General features: G+C 51.7%; 15 protein-coding genes and 1 riboswitch. Of the genes, 8 read left to right on the top strand and 7 right to left on the bottom strand.

The genetic code is table 11. The features are described from left to right. The first annotated feature begins 188 nt into the window (after positions 1–188). From AWJ19_RS33350 to glpK, 3 genes are all read left to right on the top strand, one after another. Positions 189–905, top strand: coding sequence for a response regulator transcription factor (locus tag AWJ19_RS33350; protein WP_068730002.1), 717 nt, complete (start codon positions 189–191; stop codon positions 903–905). Beyond that, positions 906–2,351: an ATP-binding protein gene (locus AWJ19_RS33345; RefSeq protein ID WP_068730000.1), complete on the top strand. Its 1,446-nt coding sequence runs from the start codon at positions 906–908 to the stop codon at positions 2,349–2,351. 116 nt (positions 2,352–2,467) lie between these two features. Next, on the top strand, positions 2,468–3,961 hold the full coding sequence (gene glpK / locus AWJ19_RS33340) for a glycerol kinase GlpK (RefSeq protein ID WP_068729998.1): 1,494 nt from the start codon (positions 2,468–2,470) through the stop codon (positions 3,959–3,961). Between the two features lie 104 nt (positions 3,962–4,065). On the opposite strand, the gene AWJ19_RS33335 is transcribed toward glpK, so the two are convergent. The 5 genes from AWJ19_RS33335 to AWJ19_RS33315 all read right to left on the bottom strand — a co-directional run bounded on the left by AWJ19_RS33335 (position 4,066) and on the right by AWJ19_RS33315 (position 9,240). Then, positions 4,066–4,416 carry a hypothetical protein gene (locus AWJ19_RS33335; protein ID WP_068729996.1) on the bottom strand — a complete coding sequence of 117 codons (351 nt, stop codon included), beginning with the start codon at positions 4,414–4,416 and terminating at the stop codon, positions 4,066–4,068. Positions 4,417–4,468: 52 nt separating this feature from the next. Beyond that, the gene (locus AWJ19_RS33330; RefSeq protein ID WP_068729994.1) at positions 4,469–4,837 is read right to left on the bottom strand and encodes a carboxymuconolactone decarboxylase family protein; all 369 of its coding nucleotides are present in this window, start codon (positions 4,835–4,837) and stop codon (positions 4,469–4,471) included. A 25-nt stretch (positions 4,838–4,862) separates the two neighbouring features. Beyond that, a complete protein-coding gene (locus AWJ19_RS33325; protein WP_082708248.1) occupies positions 4,863–6,503 on the bottom strand; it encodes a thiamine pyrophosphate-binding protein in 1,641 nt (546 codons plus the stop codon). Between the two features lie 114 nt (positions 6,504–6,617). Then, positions 6,618–6,710: riboswitch (cyclic di-GMP riboswitch) on the bottom strand. Between the two features lie 195 nt (positions 6,711–6,905). Then, entirely contained in the window at positions 6,906–8,156 is a 1,251-nt protein-coding gene (locus AWJ19_RS33320) for a methyl-accepting chemotaxis protein (protein ID WP_068729990.1), read from the bottom strand. A gap of 91 nt (positions 8,157–8,247) precedes the next feature. Beyond that, positions 8,248–9,240, bottom strand: a complete 993-nt coding sequence (locus tag AWJ19_RS33315; RefSeq protein WP_068729988.1) for a YafY family protein — start codon at positions 9,238–9,240, stop codon at positions 8,248–8,250. Between the two features lie 125 nt (positions 9,241–9,365). On the opposite strand from AWJ19_RS33315, the gene AWJ19_RS37490 reads away from it, so the two are divergent. Together AWJ19_RS37490 and AWJ19_RS33310 are read left to right on the top strand one after the other, a co-directional pair. Further along, positions 9,366–9,551 (top strand): hypothetical protein, encoded by a 186-nt coding sequence (locus AWJ19_RS37490; RefSeq protein WP_277815856.1) that lies wholly within the window; start codon positions 9,366–9,368, stop codon positions 9,549–9,551. Continuing rightward, positions 9,497–10,237 carry an SDR family oxidoreductase gene (locus AWJ19_RS33310; protein ID WP_347231186.1) on the top strand — a complete coding sequence of 247 codons (741 nt, stop codon included), beginning with the start codon at positions 9,497–9,499 and terminating at the stop codon, positions 10,235–10,237. The genes AWJ19_RS37490 and AWJ19_RS33310 overlap by 55 nt, the downstream gene beginning before the upstream one ends. A 96-nt stretch (positions 10,238–10,333) precedes the next feature. Here the strand turns inward: AWJ19_RS33310 and serA are convergent, their stop codons facing one another. Both serA and AWJ19_RS33300 read right to left on the bottom strand, forming a co-directional pair. Next, positions 10,334–11,926, bottom strand: coding sequence for a phosphoglycerate dehydrogenase (gene serA / locus AWJ19_RS33305; protein WP_068729986.1), 1,593 nt, complete (start codon positions 11,924–11,926; stop codon positions 10,334–10,336). A gap of 580 nt (positions 11,927–12,506) precedes the next feature. Continuing rightward, positions 12,507–13,415 carry a hypothetical protein gene (locus tag AWJ19_RS33300; RefSeq protein WP_068729984.1) on the bottom strand — a complete coding sequence of 303 codons (909 nt, stop codon included), beginning with the start codon at positions 13,413–13,415 and terminating at the stop codon, positions 12,507–12,509. A gap of 66 nt (positions 13,416–13,481) precedes the next feature. On the opposite strand from AWJ19_RS33300, the gene AWJ19_RS33295 reads away from it, so the two are divergent. From AWJ19_RS33295 to AWJ19_RS33285, 3 genes are read left to right on the top strand one after another with little or no spacing between them, the layout of a single operon-like run. Then, positions 13,482–14,075 carry a CPBP family intramembrane glutamic endopeptidase gene (locus AWJ19_RS33295; RefSeq protein ID WP_068729982.1) on the top strand — a complete coding sequence of 198 codons (594 nt, stop codon included), beginning with the start codon at positions 13,482–13,484 and terminating at the stop codon, positions 14,073–14,075. Continuing rightward, positions 14,072–14,452: a hypothetical protein gene (locus tag AWJ19_RS33290; protein ID WP_068729980.1), complete on the top strand. Its 381-nt coding sequence runs from the start codon at positions 14,072–14,074 to the stop codon at positions 14,450–14,452. The genes AWJ19_RS33295 and AWJ19_RS33290 overlap by 4 nt, the downstream gene beginning before the upstream one ends. Further along, positions 14,446–15,294, top strand: a complete 849-nt coding sequence (locus AWJ19_RS33285; protein WP_068729978.1) for a metallophosphoesterase — start codon at positions 14,446–14,448, stop codon at positions 15,292–15,294. The genes AWJ19_RS33290 and AWJ19_RS33285 overlap by 7 nt, the downstream gene beginning before the upstream one ends. Positions 15,295–15,338: the final 44 nt, after the last annotated feature.

Raw genomic sequence — 15,338 nt, 5'->3', positions numbered from 1 at the left:
CGGGCTAGGAGCAGGACAACTGCAGCCTCGTCACAGGAATCTGAGACAACTGCATGTTTTGATTATTCGTTTATCCGGTGTTATTTTGCGTTATAGTAATGTAAATCCCATGAATGTAAATTCCATGCCTCGGGCGTGATGTGTACTAGGGTAATGTTCAACTGTATTTGATGGAGGGGTTGTTGTTAATGGCTGAGCATCTGAATAGAATTCTGGTGGTGGATGACGAGGAGCGCATTCGCCGCCTGCTGAAAATGTATCTTGAAAAAGAAGGCTATGAAATCGACGAAGCGGAAGACGGCGAAATGGCTCTGCGCAAAGCTACAGCCAATGATTACGGTCTGATCCTGCTGGATGTGATGCTGCCGGGAATCGACGGGATCGAGGTACTGACAAGGCTCAGAGGCGTCAAATCTACTCCCGTTCTGATGCTGACCGCCAAGGGTGAAGAAATCAACCGTGTACAGGGCTTCGAAATGGGAGCTGATGACTATGTGGTTAAGCCGTTCAGCCCGCGCGAGGTCATTTACCGGGTCAAGGCGATTATGCGCCGTTCTTCGGCAACGGCCTTTTTATCCAAAGAGAGTAACTCCAGCAACAATATTGTGTTTCCTCATCTGATTATTGAGCATGATGCCCACCGTGTTACGGCAGGCGGCCAGGAAGTCAGTCTGACCCCCAAGGAATATGAACTGCTTCATTATCTGGCGATATCACCGGACAAGGTATTCTCCCGTGAGGAACTGCTCAAGGATGTGTGGAATTATGAATTTTTCGGAGATTTACGTACCGTGGATACGCATGTGAAAAGACTCCGCGAGAAACTGAATAAGGTATCACCGGAATCGGCAGCTATGATCACCACAGTATGGGGAGTTGGCTATAAGCTTGAGGTACCCAAATAGGTGAGCTTCTGGAGAAGCTTGGTCGGCAAGCTGTGGGCTACGATCATCTGCCTTGTTGCTGTTGTACTCATTACAGTAGGGCTGTTTCTGCTCCCTTACATCGACAGCAACTTCGCCAATTCCGGGGCGATCAAACGTTTATTTATGTATGCCTGCATGATCGGGTTTTCATTGACAACGTTTTTTGCGTTGTTCCTGTTCACCAAAATTACACAGCCGATGCAGCAGGTCATTGAAGCGGCTAATAATATCCGCCGCGGGCAATACGGCACCAGGCTGAATCTCCGTACCAGTGATGAGATCGGCCAGCTGGCGACCTCGTTTAATCATATGGCTGCAGAGCTGGAAGAGAATATCCGCAGCCTGAATCATGAGAAAGGGCACTTGTCCAGTGTGCTTCGCAGCATGACTGACCCTGTGATTACCTTTGATAATGAGGGGCACGTCATCCTTACCAACCCCCATGGTCAGAAGCTGCTGGAAACCTGGAGCGATTTGAACCTGGAGCATCAGGAGGAGAGCGATGCCGGGCAGGAGTCGAAACTTGCGGCTTTCAGCGCAGTTCCGCTTCCGCTGCGTCCTTTATTTAAGGATACGCTCAGCCAGGGCGGAGATCAGCGTGCCAATGTGCATGTCCGCCAGGGCGTATGGTCCGTTCATATGGCTCCGCTCTATTCGGAAGATCATATCCGGGGTGCGGTAGCCGTGCTGCGGGATGTGACTGAGGAAGTGCGGCTGGAGAAGATGCGCCGTGACTTTGTGGCTAATGTATCGCATGAGATCCGTACGCCGCTCTCCATGATGCAGGGCTACAGTGAAGCTCTGCTTGATGGCATGGCTTCCTCCCCGGAGGAGAGAAATGAGCTGGTGCAGGTGATTCATGATGAATCTCTGCGGATGGGCCGGCTGGTTAAGGATCTGCTTGATCTGGCACGGATGGAAGCAGGACATACGGACATGATGATGGGACAGGTTGATATGGGTGAGCTGCTTGACCGGATCTACCGTAAATTCTCGGTACGGGCCAAGGAACGCGATATTATTCTGGATCTGCATAGACCCGAAGGACCGCTGGTGCTGAAGTCTGCTGACATGGATAAGCTGGAGCAGGTTCTCACAAATCTTCTGGACAATGCTTTCCGGCATACGCCTGCCGACAAACAAATCTCGATTCTGACCGCCTCTGTTGTGCTTGAAGGCCGCCGTTATATTGAGATTGCGATCCGTGATCAGGGCGCCGGGATTCATCCGGATGACCTTCCGTTTATCTTTGAACGTTTCTACAAGGCAGACAAGGCCCGTGTGCGCGGGGAATCGGGCGGTACCGGACTTGGGCTTGCCATTGTCAAAAATATCGTCGAATCACACCACGGACAGATTTTTGCCGCCAGTAAGCTTGGCGAAGGCACGACTTTTACGCTACGGCTTCCTGTCGAAAAACAGTAAATCCGGACTTAGACTGACAGCGCCTCTGATTGCAGAGGTGCTTTTTGTTGAAAGGACTCCTTTAATCTTGTTCATCGTGGAACACCATATACCCGTCACTTTAGGAGGCATTATTCATGATTTTATCATTGGATCAAGGGACTACGAGCTCCCGGGCTATACTATTTAATCTGGAGGCCGGCATGGTTGCCCAAGGGCAATATGAAATTAAGCAGTCCTTTCCCCGGCCCGGTTGGGTAGAGCATGATCCGGAGCAAATCTGGGAGAGCCAGCTGGCTGCAGCAAGAGATGCGATTCAGGCCAGCGGGATAGCTGCGGCGGACATTACAGCTATCGGCATTACCAACCAGCGTGAAACAGCACTGATCTGGGACCGGACTACAGGCGAGCCGATATATCCGGCAATTGTCTGGCAGGACCGGCGGACTGCACAGCAATGTGAGGAGATCAAGCGGCAGGGGCTGGACCGGGAGATTGCAGACAAAACGGGGCTGGTTGTGGATGCCTACTTCTCTGCAACCAAGCTGGCCTGGATTCTTGATCATGTGCAGGGCGCAAGAGAGCGTGCAGAGCGCGGGGAACTGCTGGCAGGGACGATTGACAGCTGGCTCATCTGGAAGCTCACAGGCGGCGCTGTGCACGCTACAGACGTGACCAACGCCTCCCGGACGATGCTGTTCAACCTGCATGAACGAAGATGGGACGACCAGCTTTTACAAGAGCTGCGTATTCCGCGCTCCATCCTCCCGGAGATCCGAATGTCCGGCGGTGAATTCGGTATAGCGGATGCGGGGTGGTTCGGTGCAGAGATTCCGATCCGCTCGGTACTCGGCGACCAGCAGGCGGCGCTGTTCGGACACACTTGCCTTGAGGCAGGCAGTGCCAAAAATACGTACGGGACAGGCTGCTTCATCCTTATGAACACAGGGACGGAAGCTGTTGTCTCCAACCACGGACTCCTGACAACGGTAGCCTGGGGAATGGGGGACGAGCTGTATTATGCACTTGAAGGCAGTGTGTTTGTGGCCGGGGCAGCGGTGCAGTGGCTGCACGAAGGGCTTGGCCTGATCGAAGGTCCGGCTGACTCTGAGCAGCGGGCAGCTGAAGTAGAGGACAGTGAAGGGGTGGTTGTCGTGCCGGCATTCACCGGGCTGGGCGCTCCGTACTGGGATATGTATGCGCGCGGAGCCGTCTTCGGACTGACCCGGGGGACAACGGCGGGGCACCTGGTCCGGGCAACACTGGAAGCGCTGGCGTTCCAGTCCCGTGATGTCATTGGTGCTATGGAGAAGGATGCCGGCATGCCGCTGACCGGTCTGCGTGTGGATGGCGGAGCCGTCCGCAACAATCTGCTGATGCAGTTCCAGGCAGATATTCTCGGCAGCACAGTGACCCGTACAACTTACGCGGAGACAACGGCGCTTGGCGCTGCTTTACTGGCCGGATTGACCTCAGGAGTCTGGTCTAGAGAGCAGCTCGAGAGCTTTAATAAAGCGGAACGGGATTTCATGCCCCAAATGGACAGAGAAGAGCGGGAACGCCGTTATAGTGTATGGCAGGACGCCGTAGAGCGGAGTATGGGCTGGGAGAAGCATGAGTCACGGCATTAACACAGGACCGGGCTTCAATACCGCATAAATACAACAGGAAAAAAGCAACCTGCAGCAAGGAAAACCTTGTCCGCAGGTTGCTTTTTTGGATTGAACAGTAATTGTTATTCTTGAAAAGAAGGAACAATCAGCATATTCTCAAGACCCGCTTTACGGCCAAGCCGGGAGAGCTGCATCTTGAGCAGCGGGTTGTTTTCGAGCGCCAAAGTCACCTGCTGAAAGCCATCCGATTTATACATAATGAAGCAGCTTTCCAGCAGAGGCACCACATCCGGTGCTGTGACATTCAGCTTGCGGCAGTCAATTTGCAGGGAATATTCTGAAGCTGTGATGGGATTGACTGTCTGCTGGTAAGCCTGCATTGTTTTGAGGCCATCCTCATTGGAGAAGGTGCCTTCCAGTTGCATATGAACAATCTTACTCACGGAATCTGCTTTCAGAACAAACCTGCCCATTCCTTCCAGCCCCCAAATCAAAAGATATACATTCAGACTGCCGGTTCTAAAGTTACTTGATTTCTTCCAAGGTTGCGAGCAGCACGTTGAAGGCGGATATTACCCGCGGAGCGCCGATTGCCGGTACCAGATGCAGCAGGATGCCTTTGATCTGATCGACTGTCATGCCGACACGCAGTGCCATTACATAATGTACGCCCAGCTGTTCATACTGGCCCATCGTGATCAGGGCAGAGATGACAGCAATTTCTTTCCAGTCGGCACCGATCGTGGTCCGCTGAAAAATATCGCCATATGCGTTGCCCATAATATACTCAGCCAGCTCCGGAAAATGCTCTTTAATCGGCGCCAGCTGCTTATTGCCATAATCTCCGGACAAATTCGTAAAATGCTTAAGTCCGCTGTTCACTGAACTTTCCACGTAAAAACCCCCTGAATGATGTTAATTAAAGATTCAATACACGGTGCGCTGTCGGAGGCATTTCGTCACGGTCGGTGAGCAGTTCAATCACTGCTACCTTGTTGGAAGCTACCGCTGCATCTATAGCCGCAGCAAATTGTTCAGCCGTTTCGCACTTATAGCCTACAGCTCCGAGAGATTCACCGAATTTCGCCGCATCCATCGGAACCTCGAAGAGAGTGCCGTCAATTCTGCCGGTCGTCTTTTCCATACCTTTGAGGGCCATATCCAGCTGCATGTTATTAACTACAATAAAAATAACCGGGAGTTCCTTGCACACAGCAGTGTTAATCTCTGCTCCTAGCATCATGAAGCAGCCGTCCCCGGTGATGCAGAACACGGTTTCGTCGGGAGCGGCAGCCTTGGCTCCGATCGACATGCCGATGGAATTGCCCATGCAGGCGAAGTAGGCATCAAAGATAAAGCTTCCCGGCTTCTTGACGTTATACCATTTTACGGCATGGAAGCCGTGGCTGCCGTCATCTACAAAGACCGAGCTGTTATAAGGAATCTGATCGCTTAAAGTGCTCAAGACCGAAGCGATCGAAAGTTTAGGCAGATCAGGCAATTCGTCGCGGTAATTGGCATCAACAGTAATCTCGTGTCTGACCACAGTATCCCTGTCGATATTCTCCAGATAGTAGCTGAGGTTGTCACGAAGATCCCCGCTGACAGAAATGGTTGGTGAATTCAGGATTTTGCCGACGAAGGTAGGGTCGGAATCAAACTGGATCAGCATTGCAGGGTGATTCTCCGCCTTGAGATTGCAGATTGTCATATCACTCAGGCGTGAGCCGAGCACGATATACAGATCGCTGCTGTTCAACAGATCATCCCCGTGCTTGCAGCCGCCCACACCGACCGGACCGTGATACAGCGGATGATCCCAGGCGATGGCTCCTTTGCCTCCCGGTGAGGTAACGACAGGGATGTTGAAGGTTTCAGCCAGCTGCACCAGCTCCTGGTGGGTGCCGGAACGGTTGACGCCTTTGCCGGCAATAATGAGCGGACGCGATGATTCGTTGATTGCGGCAATTACGCGCTCAAAATTGCCGATGCTGACTAGCGGCTCGCGTTCAGGTATAACAATACGGCATTCTTCCAGCATTTCTGTCTGGACATCAAAAGGAATGCACAGATGCACCGGACCGCGTTTGCCGCTGAGGGCAATAGAAATAGCATGATTGAAAATCGTGCTGAAATGATCACCGCGCTCTACCAGCTTGCTAAACAGAGTAGCGGGTCTGAACATATCTGCCAGATCAGCCAGATAAGAAGAGGAATCCTGGCACTGCGGAATTCCGAGCTCTTTAATTGACTGATGCCCTGTAATAAAGAGGACAGGAAGATTGTTAGCCTTGGCATGTGCTGCAGCAGTAAGCAGATTCGTTCCTCCGGGACCCGAGGTTCCGAAGGCGACTCCGAGACCTCCGGTTTTGAGTGCATAGCCGGCGGCTTCAAAGCCGGAGCTGGACTCATGTCTGCCCGGAATAAATTCGATACCGTAATCAACCATCTTAAGAGCTATAGGACAAATAGATTTGCCGATAATACCAAAGGAATGTGTTACGCCGAGGCTGCGAAGTGCCTCCGCCATATAATCTGCGACTGTTTTCAAATGCTCCACCCTATCCGTTGTGTATTTTTCTAGCGACTCTAGTGACAATAGAATACCTGTACTCAAATGAGCACAGGCCAGTTGCAAGTATAGCCGATCAGAACGTAATGGTGCTTACGTCCCGGCTGCAACCTGGCTATCCTGGTCCCAGAAACTGAGACTGTAGATCCATGGCTTTGCGTCATTTCCTTTCGGAGAATTTTGCCATATAAAGTTAGGTCCAATGGATAATATTTCATTGGTTAATTTTACTTTTACAATATATTTTTAACTCTATCATTGTCAATACAATAATGCAGAAAGATTCGAAATTTGACGAATTGCAGAACGATTTGGTGAAACCTGAGAGCACATCCCAAAAAAACTGCCGCTCTGTGTGAGCGGCAGCCTTAGGGCCTGAGAACCAAATATTTAGAATTTGAAAATATGAATGGTTTTTTGCAGCTGGAATACAGCTTGCGTCATTTTGTCGGTTTCATCGGCGACGGATTGCAGGGCGTTGATCTGTTCATTCATTGCAGCAGATACTTCCTCGGTGCCGGCTGCGGTCTGCTGGGTAATTGCGGATATGTTTTCGATGGCGCTGGATATTTTAAGTGCGCTTTCCAGCATCAGGTCACTTTCCTGGGAGAAGGAAGCAATCTGCTCAGTTATGTATTGCACGCTCTGTACAATCTGCGAGAAAATGTGGGCTGTCTCTACGATCAGCTCATTCTGAACCTGTACAACCTCTTCATTGATGGCGATATTCTCTACGGCCTGCTTGATATCGGATTCAATGCTGCGGATCAGGCTGAATACTTCTTTGGTAGAAGCGGTGGATTCTTCGGCAAGCTTACGAACCTCCTGGGCCACAACGGCAAAACCGCGGCCGTGCTCACCAGCGCGTGCTGCCTCAATTGAAGCATTCAGCGACAGAAGGTTAGTCTGCTCGGCGATCTCAGTAATGGACTTGGCAATCAAGGAAATCCCGCGGGCGTTCTGTGAGAGGGCCTCAATGGTACCGGCAACCTTGCCCGTAGCCTCGATATTTTTGCGCATGCCTTCAGCCTGGGTATCTACCGACAGCCGTCCTTGTTCTACCAGTTCAAGCGTATGTATAGAGCGTTTATTCATTTCTTTGGTGGAATGTGTATAATTGGCTACCTTTGTCTCAATATCTTTAATCGATTCTGTCATGTCCGCGATATCTGCAGAGATTTCATTGGCACCGACAGCAAGTTCATTTGAGGAGGAGGCAACCTGGGCCATTACTATTTTGAGGCTGTGGTTTTTGTCTTCGATCCCTCTGCTGGCATCCATAACGTGCCGGGTAATTTGTGAGGCTTCGGTCAAAATTTTCTTGAGCTTGTCGATCATGATGTTGAAGGAGCGGCTGACCTCACCCATTGATCCGCTCTCATCAGCCCGGCTTGTAAAATCGCCTTTGGCAATGGTGTGGGTGACATTGGAGAACTCGTCAAAAGAAGATGTAAGCGTTCTCTCGATGAAGCGCGCAAGGGGATAAGTCAGACCTGCAAGCGCTGCAATGAGAATGATGCCGAGAATGAGTTTGCCCATAACTACCATCGTAATCAATACCGGAACAGCGAACAATGCGGCGACAAGATAACAGCCGGCTACAATTCTCTGTTTTAACGGAAGCTTGGTCATCCAATCCATAATAATGTTCCCCCTAAAAAAAATGGTGTGTATTGGTATAGTATAGGTGATTGACGGGGGAACAGTCTATTGTAAAAACTGACATAAAACATCAAATCCCGTTTCCGGCAGAAGTGGAATAACGGGCCATTTCTTCATATAAAGCAGAAGTTTCCCGCAAAGCGGTCCTCAGGCTGATTACCAGCTCCTGCGGCTCGGTTACCACAGCCTCCTGTCCCAAAGACAATATGATTTTACAGGCAGATTCTAGGGTATGGAACTCCGCCTGAGCCTCCAGCCAGTCTTCTCTGGCCGATTGCCGGGTGGATAGAATGGTTGTGTACCGCTCCTGTTGAAGCGAATGCAGTCCCGAGCTGCTGAGCAGCAGGGAGACAGGATAACGGGGCAGTGCTGCCTTAAATGAAGCTGTGGAATGCTCCCAATAGCTTGCCAAATCAAACCCCGGCGGGCGGGTAAAGGTTTCATTGGTTATTTCGGCCCTCATGATCCGCGAGACTCTGTAGGTTCGCATTTCACCGCCGGATTCTGCAGCGACATACCAGACGCCCCGCTTGGCTACCAGTCCAAGGGGGGCGATCAGCCGCTCTTTGTGCTCGGCGTTATTACTGTAGACCATTAATACCTTGTGGTCTGTCCATACCGCTTCCTGCAGCAGGGGGAGGTAAGGGTAAGCTTCGCCGGAAGGGTGCCAGCCTGCACCGTCAATATGGATGCGCTGAGTCAGAAGCTGGAGCGGAGAATCCTGCGGCTTGGCTGCTGCAGCTGCTTCCAGCTTACGGACTGCAGAAGAAAAGTCCTCCTGAATCCCCAGCGCCTCCAGGACAGCGGTGTCCGCCGTCAGAAGCAGCGAGCCGATCTCCCGGGGCTTCATGCCTGTTAGCGTGGTTCTGTAGCCTTGGGGCAGCATCCAGCCGCCGTCCCGGCCTCTTTCAGCTATGACTGGAATACCTGATGCACTAAGCGCCTCCATGTCACGCATAACAGTCCTTTCGGAAACCTCAAGCAGCTCGGCCAGCTCTCGTGTGCTTATCTTGCCGCGGGCCTGCATCAGAAGCAGTATGGATAATAAACGGTCTGCCCTCATTTTGTTCTCCTCTCCTTAACTTTGATACATATTGTATAGTTTATTACAAGTGTATCATTTATATATGTCAATTGGTGTCATATATACCGGTTATAATGATTAAAGACAGCAGGGAAGTGCATATTATGAACGATAACCGGAGAGGAGCAGGATTCAAGATGACACTGCAAGGAAAAGTGGCACTGGTTACCGGAGGCAGCAGAGGGGCGGGGAGGGGGATTGCCATCGAGCTGGCCGCGCGGGAGCATTTGTTTATATCACCGGCAGAAGCACGGGACCACAGCAGGCCGGACAAGTTAAGGGGACATTAGATACGGTCTGCCAAGAGATTCTGGAGACCGGCGGTGAAGCCGCCGCAATCCGCTGCGACCATACAAATGATCAGGAGACGGAGAAGGCAATCCGGCAGATTGCCGAGGAAAAAGGCAGACTTGATATCCTGGTTAATAATGTCTGGGGCGGAAATACACTGCCGATTGGCCTGGAACCGTTCTGGGAGCAGCCGCCGGCGCACTGGGACAATATGTTTGAAGCAGGAGTCAGGGCGCAGCTGATGACAAATTATTATGCGGTTCCGCTGATGCGCAAGACTAAGGACAGCGGCGGGCTGATTATCCATACGACATTCTGGGACAGGGATAAATATACGGGGAATTTCTATTATGACCTGGCCAAAAATGCGCTGAACCGTATGGCTTACGGTTTGTCCGTAGAGCTTGCTGCAGACGGGATTGCGGTTATACCGCTGTCACCGGGATGGATGCGGACCGAGCTTGTATTGGCAGAGTTCGGTACGGATGAAGAGCACTGGCAGGAGGTGGAGGCGCTTAAGGATACTGAATCTACGGCGTATATCGGCCGGGCGGCAGCTGCGCTGGCGCAGGATGGCGGGAAGCTGGCCCTATCGGGAATCCCGCAGCAGGTCGGGGCGCTTGCAGAGAAGTACGGCTTCACAGATTCGGACGGGCGCAAAGTACCTGTCTTCCGGATGGTTTAACATCGGAAGCACCCAATTGAATGGAAAATGCCCGTCCGGAGCAGCGCTGCCATGAGCGCGTTCCGGACGGGCATTATTTATTTACAGGAGCTGTTTCTACAGCAGAATAACTTCTTCCGCAGTATTGATTTCCGGAAGTCCGGCAAGCTTCACCAGCACATCCTGAGGCACCGCTTTATCCACAGTAAGCAGCATGATCGCTGCTCCGCCGACAATTTTACGGCCTACCTGCATGGACGCGATGTTGACGTCATTTTCACCGAGCAAGGTTCCGACGAGACCGATGATCCCCGGCTTATCGTTGTGGGAGATGAGAATCTGGTTACCTTCCGGCGCAATATCAACCGGGAAGTTGTTCACCTGGACGATACGTTCACCGTAGCCCTGCAGCAGCGTACCGGCTACCAGACGCACTTCATCCGGATCTGCCTTCAGTGTAACGGTAATCAGGTTCGTGAAGCCCTTGGTCTTAGGTGATTTCGTCACGACAACGTTCACGTCACGGGTTTTGGCCAGGTGCATCGAGTTGACGATATTTACATCGCCTGCGAAGTGGCGGGACAGCACACCTTTGACGATATAGCGGGTCAGCGGCTGAGTATCCACATCGGAGAGGTCTCCGGCATACTCAACGTTGATTTCACTGATTGCACCGTGGGTAAGCTGTGTTGCGAAGCTTCCCAGCTTCTCGCCGAGCGTGAAGTACGGCTGAAGCTTGTTCATTACGCTTGGAGCAACCGGCGGGATGTTGACGGCGTTGATGAACGGCTCGTTGCGTAGGATATGAAGAACCTGCTCCGATACGTCAATTGCGACGTTCTCCTGGGCTTCAACGGTCGAGGCACCGAGATGCGGAGTGACAATGATCTTCGGATGCGACAGGAACGGGTGGTCAGCCTGCGGCGGCTCCTTCTCGAATACGTCAAAGGCTGCTCCGGCAACGATGCCGCTGTCGATCGCTTCAACCAGCGCCATTTCATCAATAACACCGCCGCGGGCACAGTTAACGATGCGCATGCCCTTTTTCATAACTTCGAACTGCGGGCGGGAGATCATGTGGCGTGTTTCAGGTGTCAACGGTGTGTGTACAGTAATGAAGTCGGCTCCTCGCACGATGTCATCCACCGAAGCCAGCTTCACTTCCAGCTTCTCAGCACGGTCAGCTGTCAGGAACGGGTCATAGGCAAGAATGCTCATACCGAATGCTTTGGCGCGCTTGGCTACCTCGCTGCCGATCCGGCCCATGCCGAGTACACCGAGTGTCTTGCCGCGCAGCTCAACGCCAAGGAACGTTTTACGGTCCCACACACCGTTGATGGTTTTGGCGTAAGCCTGCGGAATGTGGCGGGCCAGCGCCATCATCATGGCAAAGGCATGCTCACAGGTAGTGATGGTGTTTCCGTCCGGAGCATTAATAACTACGACACCGCGCTGCGTAGCCGCCTCCAGCTTGATGTTGTCAACTCCGACTCCGGCACGGCCTATAACTTTCAGGTTGGTGCCGGCAGCGATTATTTTCTCAGTAACCGTTGTCTGGCTGCGGACAAGCAGGCCGTCATATTCGCCGATGATGGCAATCAGTTCGTCTTCGCTCAGTCCTGTTTTCTTATCCACAACTACATCGCTTGCGTCCATCAATTGCTGAATACCCAAATCGCTGATCGGATCCGACACTAATACTTTAAACATGGTTTCTTATCCCCCTTAAAAGTTAAAAAGCTTAATATGCCTAAGGATGCCCTCGAAAGGCACCCGCAGTACCGGAAGCGGTCAAACAGACTGGCAAACATTGCCGAAATAACGGGGCAACGCGCTGTCGCATAAAAGAGAAAGGATACAGCTGTACGTGTAATGCAGGATATGGGCCTTTTAGACCAATTGTAATGAATCCGGGTAACAAAAAAACTCCCAACCCCATACTACTGCCGTAGTAAGGGACGAGAGTTGTCGTGGTACCACCCTAATTCACTGCAACTGTTAAGGAAGCAGCCTCATTGGCCGAAAAGGCCACACTGATAACGGAGATGATCCGATTGCATCTACTATTCGTTCGATACAATATCTCGGGAGCGCTAAAGAACACTGTCCGCCACCGGTTTGCACCACCCACCGGCTCTCTGTAGACATTCAGAATCTTTGTTCCTTCATCGGTTTTGCTTGATTAATTTTTCATAATGTAACATGGTGATGCCAGCTGTGTCAATAGGCTTATTCTGCCTGGACTGCCTTGAAGTAAGCATTATTTTTCGTTATGATGCAATAGCTGGCTCTACTCATAAAAGAACGGAAGCTGCGGCATAACTTCTTTCCCGTAATACTGCTCGCGCCACTTCATGAAGTCCTGCTCCTGCACAGCTCCAGTAGAGATAAGCAGCGTGATGGAGGACTGGACATCCTTCAGGCTGAGTGAGCTGGCAGTGCCGGAATAGATCATATCATCAATCTTGGCTGTAATATCCTGCGGATCGTAGGCACCGTAGATTTTGCGGTTCAGCATGATATTCGCGACAGTCGAATTCTTGAGCAACAGTGGCATCTTTTTCCAGGCCACAAAGGAGAGCGTCTTAATCGTCCCTGTCTCTGCAGGTATGCTGCTGCTGGTTTTGGAACCCCATTTAAGCATGGAATCATAGAAGTCCTTTTGCCCCAGCAGCCCGAATTTGATGGCACTTGCCGTAAAATTATCATTCTTCAGCGCCTTGGCGGTTTCAGAACCGGAGGTGCCTGCGGTCACCTTGCTCGAAGCCTGTGAGAAGAGCGTCAGGCTTTTAAGAATATTGAGCTGGGATTGTGACAGCAGCGGTGAACTGGTAAACAGGGAATCCTTACTGACCTTGTCGTATTGCTTGTCAGCCAGGAGGCTTAGATTCTTCAGCGTTGCCGCGTTCGTGCGGGCATCTGTGCTGCGTGCCAGATTATCCACTTCGTTATTCCAATTCCGCTTGAATTCCCGGTAAGGCAAAAATACGTTATGATAGAAAGCAACAAGATCCTGCTGCTGGTACGACCCGGAGAATTCCTCCAAAGCCCCTTCAGCATCGGTCAGGTGGGCATATTTCGCCTCAGTCTTGTCAGCCCCAACCTTCACTCCCGTAAAAAATGCGGCAAATGCGCAGATCAGGAAAAATAGAAAGCCCAGTGTGTATAACATTTGAGTGCGGGAGTTACGGCTATTCATAATTTAGTGCTCCTTCTTCTGGGGAAATTATCTTATGTAAAAACAAATTAGAACAGGCAGGTTACGATGAAAAAATTCAAATTAGGCAACATCAAGATCAAAAAGGCTGACCCGCAGCAGCTGACAGACAAGCTGCTTCTGCTAAATCTCTATATAACACAGGGCCTTACTTTATTTATCGGTCTGATATGGATATTATTGCAGAAAAGAAATCCCATTGACATATTAAATTTTCCTGACAGCGCACAATTTTTGCTTTGGGGCCTTGGTCTGGCTGGCATTATGCTGGTTGTGGATTTTTTGTTAACACATATTGTACCTCAGGACAGCATGGATGACGGAGGCATAAATGAGCTCCTGTTCGGCCGTCGCCCGTTCTGGCATATTATTATCATTGCGGCGATGGTTGCGGTGTGCGAGGAGCTGCTGTTCCGCGGTGCCATTCAGCACGCTTTCGGCCCTTACTGGACCAGCATTTTATTTGCGGTTATTCACGTCCGCTATCTCCGCCACTGGATTCCGACCGGGTGGGTATTCCTCAGCAGCTACGGGCTTGGTTATATTTACATTCACACAGGAACATTGTGGGCGCCGATTCTTTGCCATTTTCTGATCGACTTGTTTTCGGGCCTGGTCATCCGCTACAGGAGGGAGTCATGAACGAGGAATTAAGCCGGGTTAAATCCCGCCGCAAGTCCGCTGAGCGCAAAAGCCGGCCTCCAGCCGGTGTTAACAGTAAAACAAAAGCAGTCCAGACATCGACTGAAGCACACTCCGGACAGGTAACTAAGCCGTCGGCAGGACTCTCCAGAAAAGCAAGATATGCGGCAAGAGGCGCTGAGAAGGAGGAAAAGCAGCATAGGACAGCCGCCGAGGAAGAAGCGGAGACCCCCTCCCGCTCTCAGAGCTATCCTTCACAGCGTGTCCGGTGGAGCAAAATATTTGTCAACACGCTGAGTGCCCTGTTCATCCTGCTGCTCGCATTCCTTGTCTGGTGGGGAGTCGAGGGCGCACCAGAGCTGAGAACCTTATGGTAGCCGCATGGATTATTGGTGCCGCCGCTGCCCTTCTGCTTGGACTGGGCATTATAGGCGCCATTATGGTTTTTTCGGCTTTCGGGCGGAACATTATTGCCGAGGAAATATTCCTTGCCGGCCTGCCGCCGGAATTTGATGGCTACCGGATTCTGTTTATTACCGATATCCATCGCCGGCGGCTTCCCGAAGCCCTTCTTGCACCGCTGGCCGGAAAGGTGGAAGCCGTCTTTCTAGGCGGTGATATAACGGAGAAGGGCAATCCGCTGACCAGGCTTGCAGATAATATGAAGCTTGCCGCATCGCTTGCTCCGGTATATGCGGTTCATGGTAACCATGATTACAAGGCAAAGACTAATCTTGCTGATAATATCATCCGGGCCAGCGGAGCAAGGCTGCTCATGGACGAGAATGTCTTAATTGAGCATCAAGGCGGCAAGCTGCTGCTGACCGGAGTCGACTTCCCGCGGCAGGGGGGCAAAAAGGGGTATGCCCCTTTACCGGCGGTACCTTCCCGGGAAGCTGCTTACTTCCGGATCATTCTCGTGCATGACCCGCTGTGGCTGTCCAGTCAGGATTCCGTTCCGGCAGACCTGATTCTTGCCGGCCATACCCATGGAGGCCAGGTTGTGCTTCCGTTCGGCCTGCAGATGCATGCCGATCCGTTCTACCGTACATACAATGCCGGCAAGTTCAGCATTCCAAGAAAAGACGGCAGCGGAGCCCAAGCCAAGCTGCTGATCAGCCGGGGCTTCGGCACTGCGCATCTTCCCTTGCGCTGGCGGAGTCCGGCGGAGATTCATGTGCTAACATTGCGCCAAGGTGAGGACAGGGGGAAGGCCTGAACCTGACAGCCTGTTGGCGTCGTTTTTGTTTTTTTATGTATGGT

Origin of the sequence: Paenibacillus sp. DMB5, assembly GCF_001517085.1 — a bacterium.
Classification (GTDB): domain Bacteria; phylum Bacillota; class Bacilli; order Paenibacillales; family Paenibacillaceae; genus Paenibacillus_AQ.
Note: the sequence above shows the minus strand (reverse complement) of the source record. Positions and strands in the feature narration are given on the sequence as shown.

Excerpts from the sequence above, each read along its gene's own strand:
- AWJ19_RS33320 (WP_068729990.1), bottom strand. The coding sequence starts at position 8,156 with ATGGATTGGATGACCAAGCTTCCGTTAAAACAGAGAATTGTAGCCGGC.
- AWJ19_RS37490 (WP_277815856.1), top strand. The coding sequence starts at position 9,366 with ATGAACGATAACCGGAGAGGAGCAGGATTCAAGATGACACTGCAAGGA.
- AWJ19_RS33285 (WP_068729978.1), top strand. The coding sequence starts at position 14,446 with ATGGTAGCCGCATGGATTATTGGTGCCGCCGCTGCCCTTCTGCTTGGA.
- serA (WP_068729986.1), bottom strand. The coding sequence starts at position 11,926 with ATGTTTAAAGTATTAGTGTCGGATCCGATCAGCGATTTGGGTATTCAG.
- AWJ19_RS33300 (WP_068729984.1), bottom strand. The coding sequence starts at position 13,415 with ATGAATAGCCGTAACTCCCGCACTCAAATGTTATACACACTGGGCTTT.
- glpK (WP_068729998.1), top strand. The coding sequence starts at position 2,468 with ATGATTTTATCATTGGATCAAGGGACTACGAGCTCCCGGGCTATACTA.
- AWJ19_RS33350 (WP_068730002.1), top strand. The coding sequence starts at position 189 with ATGGCTGAGCATCTGAATAGAATTCTGGTGGTGGATGACGAGGAGCGC.
- AWJ19_RS33315 (WP_068729988.1), bottom strand. The coding sequence starts at position 9,240 with ATGAGGGCAGACCGTTTATTATCCATACTGCTTCTGATGCAGGCCCGC.
- AWJ19_RS33335 (WP_068729996.1), bottom strand. The coding sequence starts at position 4,416 with ATGGGCAGGTTTGTTCTGAAAGCAGATTCCGTGAGTAAGATTGTTCAT.
- AWJ19_RS33295 (WP_068729982.1), top strand. The coding sequence starts at position 13,482 with ATGAAAAAATTCAAATTAGGCAACATCAAGATCAAAAAGGCTGACCCG.
- AWJ19_RS33290 (WP_068729980.1), top strand. The coding sequence starts at position 14,072 with ATGAACGAGGAATTAAGCCGGGTTAAATCCCGCCGCAAGTCCGCTGAG.